General features: G+C 48.0%; 17 protein-coding genes. All 17 read right to left on the reverse strand.

Annotated elements, in window-relative coordinates; translation table 11 throughout:
- Positions 1-31 precede the first annotated feature (31 nt).
- A complete protein-coding gene (locus AOT13_RS15550) occupies positions 32-1,288 on the reverse strand; it encodes a tetratricopeptide repeat protein (protein WP_003249609.1) in 1,257 nt (418 codons plus the stop codon).
- 16 nt (positions 1,289-1,304) lie between these two features.
- Entirely contained in the window at positions 1,305-2,207 is a 903-nt protein-coding gene (locus tag AOT13_RS15555; protein ID WP_003249607.1) for a hypothetical protein, read from the reverse strand.
- Between the two features lie 95 nt (positions 2,208-2,302).
- Complete coding sequence (gene aroA, locus AOT13_RS15560) at positions 2,303-3,589, reverse strand: 3-phosphoshikimate 1-carboxyvinyltransferase (RefSeq protein ID WP_013876729.1); 1,287 nt, start codon at positions 3,587-3,589, stop codon at positions 2,303-2,305.
- A gap of 16 nt (positions 3,590-3,605) precedes the next feature.
- A complete protein-coding gene (locus AOT13_RS15565; protein WP_003249602.1) occupies positions 3,606-4,709 on the reverse strand; it encodes a prephenate dehydrogenase in 1,104 nt (367 codons plus the stop codon).
- Positions 4,710-4,779: 70 nt separating this feature from the next.
- Positions 4,780-5,877: a histidinol-phosphate transaminase gene (gene hisC, locus AOT13_RS15570; RefSeq protein WP_013400518.1), complete on the reverse strand. Its 1,098-nt coding sequence runs from the start codon at positions 5,875-5,877 to the stop codon at positions 4,780-4,782.
- A gap of 23 nt (positions 5,878-5,900) precedes the next feature.
- Positions 5,901-6,707 carry a tryptophan synthase subunit alpha gene (trpA, locus tag AOT13_RS15575; protein ID WP_080695322.1) on the reverse strand — a complete coding sequence of 269 codons (807 nt, stop codon included), beginning with the start codon at positions 6,705-6,707 and terminating at the stop codon, positions 5,901-5,903.
- Positions 6,682-7,896: a tryptophan synthase subunit beta gene (trpB, locus tag AOT13_RS15580; RefSeq protein ID WP_042384046.1), complete on the reverse strand. Its 1,215-nt coding sequence runs from the start codon at positions 7,894-7,896 to the stop codon at positions 6,682-6,684. The genes trpA and trpB overlap by 26 nt, the downstream gene beginning before the upstream one ends.
- Entirely contained in the window at positions 7,889-8,530 is a 642-nt protein-coding gene (locus AOT13_RS15585) for a phosphoribosylanthranilate isomerase (RefSeq protein ID WP_042384048.1), read from the reverse strand. The genes trpB and AOT13_RS15585 overlap by 8 nt, the downstream gene beginning before the upstream one ends.
- A complete protein-coding gene (gene trpC / locus AOT13_RS15590; protein ID WP_013400516.1) occupies positions 8,514-9,293 on the reverse strand; it encodes an indole-3-glycerol phosphate synthase TrpC in 780 nt (259 codons plus the stop codon). The genes AOT13_RS15585 and trpC overlap by 17 nt, the downstream gene beginning before the upstream one ends.
- Complete coding sequence (gene trpD / locus AOT13_RS15595) at positions 9,286-10,305, reverse strand: anthranilate phosphoribosyltransferase (protein WP_003249589.1); 1,020 nt, start codon at positions 10,303-10,305, stop codon at positions 9,286-9,288. The genes trpC and trpD overlap by 8 nt, the downstream gene beginning before the upstream one ends.
- Complete coding sequence (gene trpE, locus AOT13_RS15600) at positions 10,298-11,824, reverse strand: anthranilate synthase component I (RefSeq protein ID WP_042384049.1); 1,527 nt, start codon at positions 11,822-11,824, stop codon at positions 10,298-10,300. The genes trpD and trpE overlap by 8 nt, the downstream gene beginning before the upstream one ends.
- A gap of 184 nt (positions 11,825-12,008) precedes the next feature.
- On the reverse strand, positions 12,009-12,413 hold the full coding sequence (aroH, locus tag AOT13_RS15605; RefSeq protein ID WP_042384172.1) for a chorismate mutase: 405 nt from the start codon (positions 12,411-12,413) through the stop codon (positions 12,009-12,011).
- An 8-nt stretch (positions 12,414-12,421) separates the two neighbouring features.
- The gene (gene aroB, locus AOT13_RS15610) at positions 12,422-13,525 is read right to left on the reverse strand and encodes a 3-dehydroquinate synthase (protein WP_013876725.1); all 1,104 of its coding nucleotides are present in this window, start codon (positions 13,523-13,525) and stop codon (positions 12,422-12,424) included.
- Positions 13,525-14,691, reverse strand: a complete 1,167-nt coding sequence (gene aroC / locus AOT13_RS15615) for a chorismate synthase (protein WP_013876724.1) — start codon at positions 14,689-14,691, stop codon at positions 13,525-13,527. Before aroC ends, aroB begins: the two co-directional genes overlap by 1 nt.
- 118 nt (positions 14,692-14,809) lie before the next feature.
- Positions 14,810-15,583, reverse strand: a complete 774-nt coding sequence (locus tag AOT13_RS15620) for a CheR family methyltransferase (protein ID WP_013400511.1) — start codon at positions 15,581-15,583, stop codon at positions 14,810-14,812.
- A 128-nt stretch (positions 15,584-15,711) separates the two neighbouring features.
- The gene (gene ndk, locus AOT13_RS15625; RefSeq protein ID WP_003249570.1) at positions 15,712-16,158 is read right to left on the reverse strand and encodes a nucleoside-diphosphate kinase; all 447 of its coding nucleotides are present in this window, start codon (positions 16,156-16,158) and stop codon (positions 15,712-15,714) included.
- Positions 16,159-16,257: 99 nt separating this feature from the next.
- Positions 16,258-17,223: a heptaprenyl diphosphate synthase component II gene (hepT, locus tag AOT13_RS15630; RefSeq protein WP_013400510.1), complete on the reverse strand. Its 966-nt coding sequence runs from the start codon at positions 17,221-17,223 to the stop codon at positions 16,258-16,260.
- Between the last annotated feature and the right edge of the window lie 7 nt (positions 17,224-17,230).

Consider the following 17,230-nt stretch of genomic DNA (forward strand, 5'->3'; position numbering starts at 1 on the left):
TCCCAGAAAGAGGTAACGTTCACCGCAATCTTTATTCCTCTAATTGTAGCAACATGTCTGCTGCCTCTATATGGCCCGGATCGAGGCGGACAATTTGTTGGAATATTTCTTTTGCTTGCTCCCTATCCCCTTCTTCGATAAGAAAATAGCCATATTCTTCGAGAAAATCAATATTATTCTTAAAGAAAGTATATGCCTCCCGGTAATGGTTTAATGCATCGGAATACATCTCCAGCTTATGTTTCGCGCGCGCTAAATCCCATTCAAACTGAGGGTCATACTCCCCTTGTGCCATCACTTCTTCCAAGCAGGAAACGACTTCTTCATACCGCTCTTGATGCAATAGAAGCGAACTTAATGTCGTCAATGCCTCGATATATCCTTGGTCAATTTCGATCGCTTTTTTCAGCCACGATTCCGCTTCATCCGGTTTGCCAAGTTTTAAAGCGACTTTTCCGGCATATAGCAATAATTCTTTATTCCACTCATCAACGTGAATTCCTTCTTTCGCAATTTCATAACTTTTTTCCAGCTGCCCTTCATGTTCATACGCTTTTGCCAAATAGAGATAAAGCGGCACAAATTCAGGATCAAGCGCTTTTAGCTCGCTTAATTTTTCAATTGCCGTCTGATAATACTCTGCTTGAAACGCCGTCACTCCGTAGCCAAACAATGTCCGGCTGTCGAGTTTTTCCTGCAGCGCTTCATCGTAATATGGCAGCGCCTGCTCAAATTCGCCGCATAAGCTGAGCGCTTCGGCGAGCCGTTCAGGAATGTGCGTACCGGCAATGGTTTTTTCTTTTTTTAATACTTTTTCATAAAACGGTATGCTTTTGGAATATTGCCCCATTGAAAAATATAACTCCGCCAATGCAAATTGAATAATCGGCTCATCCGGCATTTTTTCGTATGCTTGCTGAAGCTTTCGTTCACTCACTTCCTCCAGCCCCTGCATTTGATACAAATCAGCGGCAATGAGACATGCACGGGCAAACAGAGGATCATCTTCATCGATTTGCTCTAAAATTGCAAGCGCATTTTCTTCTTCCTCCAGATCGGTGTACACTTCCGCTAAAAACAAACGGATTTCCCCTTCATCAGGATAGCGATGCGCCAGCTCTTCCAGCAGTTCTTTTGCTTCTTCCAGCATTCCCCACGAATACAAATGATCGGCAAGTTCATATTTTTCTTCATCGCTGCCATTTTTTTTAATGTCAGGCACAAGCGCTAACGCTTTTTGCACTTCTCCGCTTTCAACAAGATGCACAATTTCTTCGATTCGTTTCATACACATAAACCCTTTCCTACTGAAAATGTGCGGAAAACATTCCCGGTGCGCGAACAATCCGCTCTGTACCAAACCCAGGATAAAAGTATAATTGATTTTCTGCCTTAAGCAATCTTCCTTTATGAACGGTAATCACCGGAACATGATTATCATAATCGACAAAAGGCGTTTCGGCAACTAAACGGCTCAAAGACTCTTTTTTGTATAAATTATAATCTACTTCTCCACCGATGCGGAGATCTCCTTTTTGCGGATAAATTCCAATTTTCTTCAGCACATCCAGGGAAAGCGGCTTCCGTTCTTGTAATGGAAACGGAACAAATGGAATATGATGTTTAGCAAGCAGCTGGCGCCATGCTGCTTCTTGTTTTTTCATTCGTCTTTCCTGCGGCCAATGCGGGACAAATGCAAGCGGGTGTGTTTTTAACGACTCTGCAATCCAATGCCATGGGACAGAATGGAGCACATCGGTTTCGTTGATTTCGACAAAAATGACGGGAATTTTCCATCGCCTGCAAGCGATGATCAATGACGGAGTTAGCGTATGAAGCGGGACTTTCACACCGATGAAATAATCGATGGGGCTGTTTAATAAATGCTGGCGCAAGGCTTGCAGCGCGGGAACAAGCTGTTTTTCCGAAGAAACATCACAAACAGCGAGCAATGTCGTGCAGCCTTGTGCAATCAGATGCTGCTTGACGTATTGCTTGAATTGGGAAAACGACCGCGGCTGCTGAAATGAAAAATCCACCACTACATGTCCAGGCGCCACAACCATTTCCCCAATTTCCATGCGCATCCACGTATATTGCTTTGCTTGTTCGCTTATATAATCAATGCGGTTGCGATCGATCACAAGCGAACAACGCTGAAGCTGTCCGTGGCGAAGCACGTACGCTCCTTCAATCACATATGGCATGTCTTCATTCCTCCTTTACGACAAAGCTATGAAGGAATGAAAAGACATATGAATAAAAAAGCAAGAAACGCGCAATTGTTTCTTGCTTTTTTTATTTACATTAAGGAATGAAGATGATCAAAAAACGACGGGTAAGAAACGGCGACCGCTTCTGGGCGCTTTAGATGGACAGTTCCTTGCGTAATGCAGGCAGCGATCGCCAGCATCATGCCAATGCGGTGATCCCCATGGCTGTCAACGACCGCTTCCTTTGCCGTTAACGCCGCTTTTCCATGAATGATCATGCCATCGCCTGTCGCTTCAATATTGGCGCCAAGTTTTCGCAATTCAGTCACGACCGTATCGATTCGGTTCGTTTCCTTCACTTTTAATTCGCCAGCATCTTTAATAACGGTTGTGCCTTCCGCCTGTGTCGCAAGCAAGGCGATGACCGGAATTTCGTCAATTAACCGCGGAATGAGCGCCCCGCCAATTTCTACCGCTGTTAAATTCGAGGTGCGGACGGTAATGTCGCCAAACGGCTCTGTCTGCTCATTGCGGACGTTCTCGATCGTGATGTCCGCGCCCATTTGCTGCAATACATCAATAATCCCTGTTCTTGTCGGATTAAGGCCGACGTTTTTTAACGTAATCTCACTGTTTGGCACAATCGCGCCAGCCACTAAGAAAAAGGCCGCCGATGAGATATCTCCCGGAACATATATATTGGTGCCTGTTAGCTGCTGCGGCCCGGTCACGGAAACCGTGCGGCCGTCCACAGTGACGTCCCCGCCAAATAACCGGATCATCCGCTCCGTATGATCGCGAGAACGGTGCGGTTCCGTTACTGCCGTAGTGCCCTCAGTCGCCAATCCTGCCAGCAAAATCGCCGATTTCACTTGCGCGCTCGCAACGGGAGATTCGTAATGAATCGGCTGAAGTTCGCCGCCGCGAATCGATAATGGGGTATAGTTTCCTTGCTCGCGGCCGTCAATATGCGCGCCCATCATTTTCAGCGGTTTTGTCACCCTGCCCATCGGCCGCTTGGCGATCGATTCGTCGCCAATTAAGCAAGAATGAAACGGGCAGCCCGCCAAAATGCCAAGCAACAGCCGTGCTGTTGTCCCGGAATTACCGACATGCAAAATATCAGTCGGCTCCTTAAGTCCGTTTAATCCCTTTCCTTCCACAACAACATCGCTTCCGTTTTGCTCAATCGATACTCTCATTTTGCGAAAACAATCAATCGTACTTAAACAATCTTCGCCCGGCAAAAAATTGGCAATCGTTGTCGTCCCGTTGGCGATCGCCCCAAGCATCACAGCGCGATGGGAAATCGATTTGTCGCCCGGAACATTGAGCGTTCCTTGCAATGCCGAAACATTCGTTCGCAACTTCTGCACGTTTTTCCCCCTCCGTCTATCCTTCATATGTATCATAATTCGTATGTTTTCGAATGCACGCTTTCGCTTTTGCCCGGTCTTCCTCGCTTTGAAAGCTAAGGCGGAGCACGCCATAAATTTCTTCTCTCGTTTCGATAATCCGGATATTCGTAATGCTAATTTGTTCTTTCGCAAGATAGCCGGTAATTTCGGAAATAACCCCAGGGTAGTCAGGAACATCGACATATAAGTCGTAAAAAGACGGAATAGCTCCTTTTGTTCGCGCTGGAAGTCCGTCGCGAAACTGTTTTGCTTGCAAAAAATAGCGATAAATCGCTTCGCTGTTTTCTTCTTCCACTATCGAACGGAGCTTCTGCATTTCCGAAATCCAACTATCAAAAAGCGCCAGCAGCTCCTCCTTATTATGTATAAAAATATCGCGCCACATTTCCGGATTGCTTGAGGCGATGCGCGTAATATCGCGAAATCCTCCCGCGGCAAGGCGGCTGACAAGCGGATTTTCTTTTTCGTACCGCTCCGCTTGGTGGACAAGGCTTGCCGCGATAATATGAGGGAAATGGCTAATCACCCCGGTGATGCGATCATGCTCTTTTGGCGACAGCACGACAAACTGTGCTTTCGTCCCTTTCAGCCATTCCTTTAACCGTTCAATCTCCTCTTCCGCCACGCCATTCACCGGCGTCAAGACATAAAAGGCGTTTTCAAACAAATGCGCCCGCGCCGCCACCACACCGCTTTTATGCGAACCTGCCATCGGATGGCCGCCGATAAACGTGATTCCTTGCTTTCCTAACTGCTCCGCATGTTTAATAATCCGCTGCTTTGTGCTGCCAACATCCGTTACAATCACATTTTCCTTGAAAACATCGGCGCGCATTTCCGCCAAAATTTTCTCTGTCTGCATGACAGGAGTGGCTAAAATGATCAAATCCGCCTGCTTCATCCCTTGTTCAAGGGACGGAGCCATTTCATCAATTACTTTTAATGTGCGGGCAAGTTTCATCTCATTTTCATTCACATCATATCCAATAATAACGGCATCCGGATGCGCTTTTTTTATCGCCAGCGCCATCGATCCGCCGATTAAGCCAAGCCCAACGACAAAAACATTTCCTTCCAACTGCTTCACCTTCTCTAGAAAATGCGCCCGCTGCTTATCCAAGCAACGGGGCGAATGATAGATTACTATACTATACAAGCTGCTTTGCTTTCAACATCTGCGTCAATGCGGCAATCACCCGTTCATTTTGCTCGCGCGTGCCGACCGTAATGCGAACGGCCGTCGGAAAGCCGAGCGCATTTCCAGAGCGGACAATGATCCCGCGTTCTAGCAAATATTGAAAAACTTCATTCCCCTCAATGCCAAAATCGATCAACACGAAATTGGTTTGCGACGGATAATAGCGCAACCCGTTTTCCTCGCAAAAACGATAAAACATTTGTAATCCTTGTCGGTTTTTTTCCACACAGTCGCGAATAAAATCTTGATCGTCCAACGCAGCAACAGCGGCCGCTTGCGCGATGCTGGATGTATTAAACGGTTCGCGCGCCGGTTCGATATCGCGGACAATCGTTTCGCTGGCAATGCCGTATCCAACCCGGAGCGCCGCTAAACCGTACGCTTTCGAAAACGTGCGTAAAATCATCAAATTTTCATATTGGCAAAGAAGCGGAACGGTTTGCGGATAATCATCCGCTGTCGCATATTCGTAATACGCTTCATCCAGCACGACAAGAACATGGCTAGGAACACGCTCAAGAAAGGAAGTTAACTCCCGTTCATTCACGTACGTTCCCGTCGGGTTGTTCGGATTGCATATCCAAACGACGCGCGTTTGCTCATCGATCGCATTCAGCATCGCTTCTAAATCATGGCGCCCATCTGCAAGCGGAATTTCACGGATTTCCGCCCCTTCAATCACCGCATTATGGCGATATTGCGGAAATGTCGGCGCCGCCATCACCGTGTTTGTATCCGGCGACAAAAACGCGCGGCAAATAATTTGCACAACTTCATCGGAACCGTTGCCGAAAATAAGCTGCGTTTCGTTTACCCCAAGATGTGCGGCAACTTTTTCCCGAAGCAGGCGCGCGTACCCATCCGGGTAAATGGCGAGACGGTCCAATTGTTTCATGATGGCTTCCTTCGCCGCAGGCGAACATCCGTATGGATTTTCATTGGACGCTAATTTGATAATATCGGCAAGCCCATACTGCCGTTTCACTTCTTCAACGGATTTTCCCGGTTGGTAAGGGGGAAGCCCCCGCAACTGTGTTTTCACTTCCATGGTGACACTCCCTATCATTTCTGTTATTGCACCGTTTCATTGAGCGGTGCTGTCAGCGAGCGAGCGTAACGGCGAAACTCGGCGAGCGCTTCCTCTTTTTTCTCCGGTGTTTGCAAGCGGTCGCTAAGCTGTTCAATTTTTTGGACGAGCGCGCTGCCGATGACGACCCCGTCACAATAATGTTTTAGCATGCTTACTTGTTCGCTTTTCGAAATGCCAAATCCAACGACGACAGGAACACGGCTATGCCGTTTTACTTCTGCCAAAAATTCGTGCAATGTTTCCGGCAGTGTATCACGCACGCCGGTCACACCGAGAGAGGAAACGCAATATACAAATCCTTGCGCATTGGAAGCGATCATTGCAATGCGCTTTTTCGATGTCGGCGCCACGAGCGAAATCAGCGGGATTCCCGCCGCTTCGCCAAGCTTGCGAACCGGGGCGCTTTCTTCAAAAGGCAAATCCGGAATTAAAACGCCGCTCGCTCCATTTTTTTGCGCTAAAGCAAAAAAGGATTCTTTTCCTAATTGTAACACAGGATTGTAATACGTAAAGATAATAATCGGAATTTTTACGCCTTTTTTTCGCATTGCAGGGATTAATTCGATCGCTTTTTGCAGCGTCATCTGCTGGCGCAACGCTCTTGCCGCGGCCCGTTGAATAATCGGGCCATCCGCTAACGGATCGGAATACGGCACGCCCAATTCCAAAATATCGGCTCCCGCCTCTTGAAGCGCCAAGGCAAGCTCAACTGTTATATCCGGGCGGGGATCTCCGGCAACAATAAACGGGATAAACATCGGCTTAGTGACGGTTAGCAATGGCAACATCATTTCCCCCTTTTAAGTAATTCATCATTGTCTGCACATCTTTATCGCCGCGGCCTGATAAGCAAACGAGCACCGTTTGATCGTTTCGCATCGTTTTCGCAAGCTGAACCGCCTTCGCCAAAGCATGCGCTGACTCGATCGCCGGAATGATCCCTTCTTCCCTTGACAGCAGTTGGAACGCCTCGATCGCTTCGGCATCCGTAACGCTTTCGTAACGAACGCGGCCGATGCTGGCCAAATAAGCGTGCTCCGGTCCAACCCCAGGATAATCAAGGCCTGCCGAAACGGAATACGGTTCAATAATTTGCCCGTACTCATCTTGCAACAAATACGTCATCGACCCATGAATGACCCCTTTTGTTCCTTTTGTGATCGTTGCGGCATGATACGGCGTGTCGATTCCTTTTCCGGCCGCTTCCACGCCGACAAGCGTCACATCATCTTCCAAAAACGGATAAAACATGCCCATCGCATTGCTTCCGCCGCCCACACACGCGACGATCATATCCGGCAGCTTTCCTTCCCGCTCAAGGAATTGCTGTTTCGCCTCATCACCGATAATCCGCTGAAATTCACGCACCATTTTTGGATACGGATGCGGGCCGACAACAGAACCGATCATATAGAAATGGTTATCACAATGTTGCACCCAATAGCGAATCGCTTCATTTGTCGCGTCTTTCAATGTGCGGTTGCCGCTGTAAACGGGAACAACTTCGGCTCCCAATAATTTCATCCGGAATACGTTCAATTCCTGCCGTTTGATATCTTCTTCCCCCATAAATACGATGCATTCCATTCCGAAGTGAGCTGCTACCGTCGCCGCGGCAACACCGTGCTGCCCTGCTCCCGTTTCGGCAATGATTTTTTTCTTTCCCATCCGTTTAGCGAGCAGTGCCTGTCCGATCGCATTATTGATTTTATGGGCGCCGGTGTGGTTTAAATCTTCCCGTTTCAAGTAAATTTTTGCGCCATTTAGTTTTTTCGTTAAATTAGGCGCAAACGTAAGCGGCGTCGGCCGGCCGGAATACTCTTGCAAAATTCGCATATATTCCGCTTTAAACGCATCATCGGCGAGCGCCTTGTCGAGCTCTTCCTCCATTTCTTCGAGCGGAATCATTAACGTTTCGGGAACGAATTTTCCGCCAAAATCGCCAAATCTGCCGTTTTCGTTTGGAACGTTATACATAGTTCGCCACCTTCTTTTCGATTTCTTTCATTTTTTTTATGCTTTTTTCCCCGTTTTCTTCAATGCCGCTGCTAATGTCAATGCCGTAAGGGCGGTATGACAGCAGCTTTTCTACATTTTCCGGCGTGATTCCGCCGGCGATGAAACAAGGCGCCGCTTGCCGCGCGGCTTCCTCCAAATAAACCGGGACATTCTTCCAGTCAAATGAAATTCCCGTCCCGCCCCACGCTCCGCTTACTCGGCTATCCACGACATATCCATCGGCAACGCCGGCATATTGTTTCATCTTCGCGAGCGCGCCCTCATCGTGATGAATCGCTTTCCACACGGCAAGGCCTGTCGCTTCTTTTATTTTCGCGATATACCCGGCCGTCTCATTGCCGTGGCATTGGATCACCGCGAGCGGAAGCTGTGACGCCGCGCCGATGATTTTCGCAAGCGGCGCGTTGACAAACACGCCGACAAGCAGTTTATCGCCAAGGGAAATCGACTGGAGCCATTGTTTTACCGTCTCCACTTCCACTTTTCGTTTGCTTTCCGCAAAAATCAACCCAACGTAATCCGCTTTGCTTTCGACGCTTTTTTGTAAATCGGAAGCGGTGCGATTACCGCAATATTTAAGACGGACGGCCAATCGTACCCACCTCCTGGAATAGCTCGTAAATCGCGGCTTCGACATTATCCTTTCGCATCAGCGCTTCCCCGACAAGCACCGCGTTTGCGCCATACGTTTTCACCGCTTGCAAATCGGCAGAAGCAGCGATGCCGCTTTCGCTGACGATCACGCTGCCATCTGGCACGAACGGGATGACTTTGCTTGTCGTTTCCAACGTGGTGACAAACGTATGCAAATTGCGGTTGTTAATACCGATAATTTCCGGCGTAAAAATATCTAAAATGCTTTCCAATGTTTCGCGCTGATGCACTTCCACTAAACATTCCAACCCTTTGTCGCGCGCCTCCTGATATAGCTCATACAACGTTTTTGCCGGCAGCGCCTCGCCGATTAATAAAATCGCATCCGCTCCGATTCGCACACTCTCTTCAATTTGCATCCGATGGATAATAAAATCTTTGCGCAAAACCGGAAGCTGCACCGCTTGTTTCACATCGCTCAAATAACTGCGATGCCCTTGGAAATACCGTTCATCCGTCAATACGCTGATCGCATCCGCTCCCGCTTTTTCGTACGCTTTCGCGATCGCCGCAGGATGAAAATCGGGACGAATCAACCCTTTGGATGGGGAAGCCTTCTTCACTTCAGCGATAAGGCCGATAAAGCGGTTTGGCTTCTTCAACGCTGCTGATAGCGAACGGCGCTGCACGTTTCGCAGCGGCTCCGGCAATATGAGCGCTTCTACTTCTTTGCGTTTCGTTGCGATAATTTGTTCAAGCATATTTTTCAACCTCTTTCATCCGCAACCGCTCAAATTGCTCATAAGCTTTCTTTGTCATCACCGCTTCTTTTGCCATTTCGACCCCTTCGCCAATCGTCGCTGCTTTTCCTGCTGCATATAGCGCGACGCCAGCGTTAAGGATGACGATATTTGTCGCGCTTTCGTTCGCTTTTCCTTCCATGACCGCCTTTAGCAATTCGGCGCTTTGTTGCACGGTGCGAACTTGAATATGTTCTAATTTTCCCCGCTTGAGCCCATATTGTTCCGGTGCAAGAACGAAACGGCGAATTTCTCCATTTTTCAATTCGACAATGTCTGTTTCCGCCGAAATGCTGCATTCATCCAGCCCATCTTTTCCCGTAACAAATAAAACATGTTCCGAACCGAGCCGGTGAAGAGTTTCCGCGAGTTTTTCCGCATAGCTGGTAGAATAAACGCCGATTACTTGCCGCTTGCACCGCGCCGGGTTCGCCAGCGGGCCGATTAAATTGAAGACGGTGCGAAAACCAATTTCTTTGCGCGGTAACGCGGCATATTTCATCGCTGAATGGTAAAGCGGCGCGAATAAAAAAGTCAGTCCTTTCGTCTTTAACGCTTGTTTCGCTTCTTCCGGCGTCGCTTGAATATCGATGTGAAGCGCTTCTAACACGTCCGCGCTTCCGCTTTTCGAAGAAACTGCGCGATTGCCGTGTTTGGCTACTTTGACGCCAAGCGACGACACGACGATCGCCGCCGCGGTAGAAATGTTAAACGTCGCTGCTTCGTCTCCGCCCGTTCCGCACGTGTCGATCACGTCTTCTTCATAATCGAGCGTCATCATCTGATCGCGCATCGCTTTCACCAACCCTGTCAGTTCGTCAACCGTTTCCCCGCGCAGCCGCAAAATCGATAAGAAACTGGCAATTTGACTAGCCGTTGCTTCTCCGGACATGATTGCCGTCATCGCTTCATACGCTTCATCTTCTGTCAACTTATATCCTTCGGCACATTTGCCAAGAAGTTGTTTAAACATACATATTCTCCCCTTTCACAAACAGTTGCTCGGCACGTTCAATCGCTTTTATTAAGGCGCTCGCTTTATTGCGCGTTTCCTTCCATTCCAATTCAGGAACGGAATCGGCGACAATCCCCGCGCCCGCTTGCACATAAGCATAACCGTCTTTGACAATCGCCGTCCGAATCGCGATGCATGAATCAATATTGCCATCAAAACCGATATAGGCAATCGTGCCGGCGTATAAATTTCTCGCCGTCGGCTCTAGCTCCTGCAAAATTTGCATTGCCCTTACTTTCGGCGCCCCGCTTACCGTTCCTGCCGGAAATGCGGCCAGCAGAGCGTCAATCGGGTGAATCTCTTCTTTTAGCACACCGGTTACTTTCGAAATCAGATGCATCACATGAGAAAATTTTCCGATTTCCATTAACACCGGCGTCTTGACTGTGCCATATTCCGCGACTTTTCCGATGTCATTGCGCGCTAAATCGACCAGCATGTAATGTTCTGCTCTTTCTTTCGGATCATCGTAAAGCTCCTGTTGCAGGCGCTCGTCTTCTTCCACCGACCGCCCCCGTCTTCTCGTCCCGGCGATCGGATGGATTTCCATATGGCGGTGATAAACTTGAATGAGCTTTTCTGGGGAACTCCCGACAATTTCTATATTGCCGACGCGAAAATAAAACATATATGGCGACGGGTTAATATGGCGCAACATGCGATATATTTGAAAACCGCTTGCTTGAACGGGAACGGTAAACCGCTGTGACAATACGGCCTGAAAAATATCGCCGCGCACGATATAGTTTTTGATTTTTTCAACATCCCTCATAAATGACACTTTGTCATAATTGGATATAACGTTTTGAAAGGAAACGCTCGTTTCTTCATCGTCGCCGCGAAGCAATAACAGCGGCTCTTCCCGTCCGCTCACCGCCTTTTTCATTAACGTTTCTATCCGCTTGATTCCTTCTTCATATTTTTTCTTTTTCGTTTCCTCACTGTCCTTGTCGGACAAGCGGACATAATGAATAAACACAATCTCCCGCTTATAATGGTCAAATACGATCAGCGATTCGCAAAACGTAAAATAGCCTGTTTTCATCGGAATATCGCGATTGGAATGCATTGGGACTTTTTCGATTGCGGAAATAAAATCATACCCTAAAAAGCCGACTGCGCCGCCAACGAATGGAATGTCATCGGTAAGCCGCTTCACGCACAACCGTTTTTCGATAAACAAAAACGCTTCTTTGAGCGAAGAAGCTTTTAAGATTTCTTTGCCATGCTCATCCATTACTGAAAATGAACGGCCTGTTTCGCTTTCAATCGTCAAAAAAGGCGATATGCCAATAAAGGAATAACGCGCCCACGGCGATGGCTCATCTTTGCTTTCAAGCAAAAATACTGGTTCCTCTTGCAAATTTTCAAAGATTTTCAGCGGCTCGAACACGTCCGCAAAAAAGCGGCGCACAATCGGAATCGTCAGGAAATGGGTCGCATCTTCTAAAAAAGTGGTGATCGTGCAGTTTTTCAATGATTCTCCCCTCCGTTCGTTCGGATGGAGAATGAGGGTTTATGAGGCGAAATCATGAGGAAATGAAAAAACCCAAAGACAAATGGTCTTTGGGTAGACTTCTCCTCGTCTGTGCAAAAACTCACCTCAGCTTAACTCACTCACTCTCATCTACCCTCATCTCACTCTTCTCTTCTTCCACTATTCACTTATCACTTTTGCTTTTTATCATATTATTTTCTGTTTTTTTTGTCAACAAATCCGGTCGCAATGCCACAGCATCCCGCAAATAAACGTGAGAAATTTCCTCTTGTTTTTTCGCGGTATGGACGGTCATCATCACCCGTATGCAACGCGGCAGTGAATGGGGAACAGGAATTTCCCGCATACACATAACCGGAACGTATGTCCATCCTTCTAAACGGCGCAGCGCTTGCGCCGGAAACGCCGCTGTAATATCTTCAGTAACAGAGATAAGCACGAACGACACATCGCTTGCCGCTACGTCATTGGCACGGATCATTTCTTTCAGCAATGTTTCCGTTGCGTTGACAATTTCCTCCGCTTCATTGCGCTCAACAGTAATCGCACCGCGAATCCCGCGGATCATTCTCTCCGTCATTGTTTTCCCTCCTCCCGCCGCGAAAATTCATAAAGCAACGCGAGCAGCGTTTCGTCATCAAGCGACATTACTTCCACCGCGCCGATGTCTTTCAACAGCACCATGCGAACAGTGCCCGCTCTCGCTTTTTTGTCTCCTTTCATTTTCGCAAGGAGGCGGGTTGCTTGCAGTTGTTGCGGAAGCGAAACAGGAAACCCGTATGTACGGAACCAAGAAGAAAAATGATGGCCGGCAAACGATACTCCATATACCCGTTCGCTGGCAAAAAGCGCAAACAGCATTCCAATCGCCACCGCATCGCCATGCGTTATCGCTCCATAGCCGAGCTCATTTTCAATCGCGTGCCCAAGCGTATGCCCAAAATTTAAATGCGCGCGGACGCCTGCTTCTTTTTCGTCTTCGCGCACGACGCTTGCTTTTACTTCGATTCCTTTCTTAATGCAATATTGCAATCGTTCTCCTTTTAAGTCGGCAAGCGTGCGGACTTCTCGCCGGAGCCATTCATAAAAATCGCGGTCGCGAATCAGCGCGTGTTTGATGACTTCGGCAAAACCGGAGCGCAGTTCTTTTTCCGGCAGAGAACGCAAAAAAGCGATGTCATAGACAACCGCCTCCGGTTGATAAAACGCTCCTATCATGTTTTTGCCGATCGGATGATTGATCGCCACTTTGCCGCCGACAGCACTGTCATGCGCAAGAAGCGTTGTCGGTATTTGAATATAGCGGATGCCGCGCATGTACGTAGCGGCTACAAATCCCGCTAAATCGCCGACGACGCCGCCGCCGAAGGCAAGAATCAGCGACTTGCGGTCAAGCCCGCATTGAAGCGCGGTCGTTTGGCATGCGTAATATTGCTCAAACGATTTCGCTTCTTCCCCGCCCGGTATGACATGCGCAAACACCTCATAGTCATCGGCGAGCAGCGCGCGAAGCTTCGGCAAATACAAACGCTCTAACGTTTGGTCGGTAATAATAAGCACTTTCGTCCTTTCCGAAAAAGACAGCTGGCGGAGAATATCCGGAAGAGATTCAATAACTCCTTCGCCGAGAAACAACGGATATTGTTTTGTCTTCGTTTCGATCCAAATTCGTTCCATCATTAAAACCCCTTCGCGTAACGGCGCATTTTTTCGATATTTTCTTTAATGAGATCCATCCGGTCTTGCCCGAACTGATCGACGATTGCCGCAGCAACTTCCCAAGCAACGACCGCTTCCGCAACAACGCTTGCCGCCGGCACCGCGCAGCTGTCAGAACGCTCGATGCTTGCCGTAAACGGCTCTTTCGTTTCAATATCCACGCTTTGCAGCGGTTTGTACAACGTCGGAATCGGCTTCATCACTCCGCGCACGACAATCGGCATCCCGGTTGTCATCCCGCCTTCAAACCCGCCGGCGCGGTTTGTCCGCCGCATAAATCCTGTTTCTTCGCTCCAAATAATTTCATCATGCACTTCGCTTCCCGGGCGCCGCGCCGCTTCAAAGCCGATGCCAAATTCGACGCCTTTAAATGCGTTAATGCTAACTATCGCTGCGGCAATTTTCGCATCAAGCTTCCTATCATAATGAACGTGGCTGCCGACCCCGGCAGGAACGCCTTCGACAATGACCTCGACAATGCCGCCGATCGAGTCACCGTTTTTCTTCGCTTCATCGATCGCTTCCATCATTTTGATTGCTGCTTTTTCATCAAAACAGCGCACCGGCGACTCTTCTGTCACTTGCTGCAATTCTTCGAGCGAACGATAATCGAGGCGCTCCGCGCGAACCCCGCCGATTTCTATCACATGTCCGGCAACGCGGATGCCAAGCTCTTCAAGAATCCGTTTGGCCACCGCTCCGGCCGCAACCCGCACCGTCGTTTCCCGCGCTGATGAGCGTTCCAATACGTTGCGCATATCGCGGTGCCCGTATTTTAACGCGCCGTTTAAATCGGCATGGCCTGGGCGCGGGCGCGTCACTTTCCGTTTTACTTCTTCTGCCGGATCAATCGGTTCAATCGACATAATGGTTTGCCAATGTTTCCAATCGCGGTTTTCGACGACAAGCGTGATCGGAGAACCTAGCGTTTTTCCATGGCGGACGCCGCTGAAAATCTTCACTTCATCTTTTTCAATTTGCATCCGCCGGCCGCGCCCGTATCCTTTTTGTCTTCTTGCCAGCTCTTTATTAATATGTTCGGCAAGCAGTGTCAGGCCTGCCGGCACCCCCTCCAAAATCGTCGTTAATTGCGGCCCGTGTGATTCACCTGCTGTTAAATATCTCATCTTTGTCTCTCCCTTCAATTCTTTAACGCGTTTAAGTAACAATATATCATAAATATGAAAAATGAAAATAGTTTCCGATAAAAAAAGAATTCATCTTGCCGATGAACTCTTCAAGAGGCTAATTGATTTTACGGTAAAAAAACGTATCTTCCATTTCAAAGCCATACAAGCCCGGGTTAAAAATCTGTTCCGTGCTGCCGACAAATAAGATTCCGCCCGGCCGCAGCGCTTGATTAAATTTATAGTAAAGCCGTTCTTTCGCCTCTTCGGTAAAATAAATCAGCACGTTGCGGCAGACAATCAAATCGAATTGGCGGTCAAATGGATCGGCGAGCAAGTTGTGCTTTTTAAACGTCACCGCTCTTTTGATCTTTTCGTCGATTTTATAATACATTCCTTCTTTTGTAAAAAACTTCCTTTTCATTTCTTCCGGCAATTCTTGCAACGACCGTTCCGTATACATCCCTATTTTCGCGCGAGCGATCGCGTTTTCATCGATATCAGTCGCTAAAATCGAAACACGGGCGAGCGGCACCAATTTCGATACAACCATTGCCAACGTATAAGGCTCTTCCCCGGTTGAGCATGCAGCGCTCCATATTTTTAAATGGCGGTTTTGCTCAAGCAGTTTCGGCAATATTTTCTTTTCAAGCACTTCCCACCGTTTGGCATTTCGGTAAAATTCCGACACGTTAATCGTCATTCGGTCAAGAAACTCATGAAACAGCTTTTCGTCTTTTTCCATTTCTTGAAAAAACTGCTGGAAGCTTTTCAGCCCTCTTTTTTCATAGAGCGACGTTAAGCGCCGTTTCATTTGCGCCTCTTTATATTGCGAAAGATCAATGCCTGTTTTTCGCTTGACATTCTCAATAAACTGCTGGTAATCGTTCATCCCCGTTTTTCCTCTCTCTTTCTCATTTCCAAGCGAATGTCTATGTTTTAGTATAGCGCAAAACAGGTGGAAAAGAGAATAAAAAATGCAAAATAAAACCGGCCATTTCACTGACCGGTCATCGTCTTTTAGTATATCCATTGGTTCATTAATTTGGAGTAATCAACAAGCTCTTCTTCTTTGAAAAATAAACGAATTTCCCGTTCAGCGCTTTCTGGGGAGTCCGAACCGTGAATGACGTTTTTCCCGACAGTCAAGCCGTAATCGCCGCGAATGGTGCCAGGCGCTGCTTCCTGCGGATTTGTTTTTCCCATCATTTGTCTTGCCGTCGCAATCACGTTTTCGCCTTCCCATACCATGGCAAACACCGGACCTGACGTAATAAAGTCCACAAGTTCCCCGAAAAACGGACGTTCTTTATGTTCCGCGTAATGCTGTTCAGCCAATTCGCGGGATACTTGCATGAGTTTTGCGCCAACAAGCTGAAAGCCTTTTTTCTCAAAGCGAGCAACGATCTCGCCGATCAAGTTGCGCTGAACCCCGTCAGGTTTGACCATGATAAACGTTCTTTCCATCATCTGTTCTCCACCCCTACTAAGTATGTACTAGGAAACTGAATCCCATCAAAATAGTATCATTGTTTTTGCTTGTTAGCAATATTGCCCTTGAAAGCGTTAAAAATCCCTTTTTCCGATATATTTTGCGATGTCGTACAACGTAGACCGCGCTTTGTTTTTCGGCAGCGTTTCTAATACCCGAAACGCCTTTTGCAAATATCGGTCGCTAAGCGCGTACGATTTTTCAATCGCATCGGTTTGTTTAATCAGCGCAATAATTTCCTTCATTTCGTCCGGTGTCGTTTTCGGATGGACAGCAGCGGTAATCCTCTCTCTTACCCTTTCATCCTCCATCGCAAATAACACCGGGAGCGTCACATTTCCTTGCAATAGATCGCTCCCCGCCGGTTTGCCAAGCTGCGCCTCCGTACCAGTAAAATCGAGAATATCATCCGTAATTTGAAACGACATGCCAACATAATACCCGAACAAATAGAGGCGATCCGCCGTCCTCTTTGCAGCGTTTGCAGCAATTGCTCCAAGCTGGCAGCTTGCCGCAATCAGCAGCGCGGTTTTTCGTTTGATGCGCCGCAAGTAACAACGAAGGTTTTGATCAAAACGATATTTATCTTTAATTTGTTCAATTTCCCCGCGGCACACTTCGACAATGGTGTTTGCCAAAATGCGGTGGGCAAGCGGATTTTCAAGTCGTGTCATCAATTCAAGCGAGCGGGCGAACATATAGTCACCGGCATACATGGCAAACCGATTGCTCCATTTTGCCTTAATCGTTTGCCTGCCTCTCCGCAGCTCTGCATCATCGATCACATCATCATGAACGAGGGACGCCATATGGATTAGCTCTAACGCGACCGCCACATGTTTCACCCGTTCAATATCATACGTGCCGAATTTCGCGGCAAGCAATACAAAAACGGGACGGATCCGCTTTCCGCCCGCCTGCAACAAATGTAACGCAGCTTCACTCAACTGCGCATAATCGGAACGGACCGTTTCTTCCAGTTCTTTTTCAACTGCACGTAAATCCGCATTCAAAAACGAATACATCGCTTTTAATTTCATGATGTTC

The sequence above is a fragment of the Parageobacillus thermoglucosidasius genome (assembly GCF_001295365.1).
Taxonomy (GTDB): Bacteria; Bacillota; Bacilli; order Bacillales; family Anoxybacillaceae; genus Parageobacillus; species Parageobacillus thermoglucosidasius.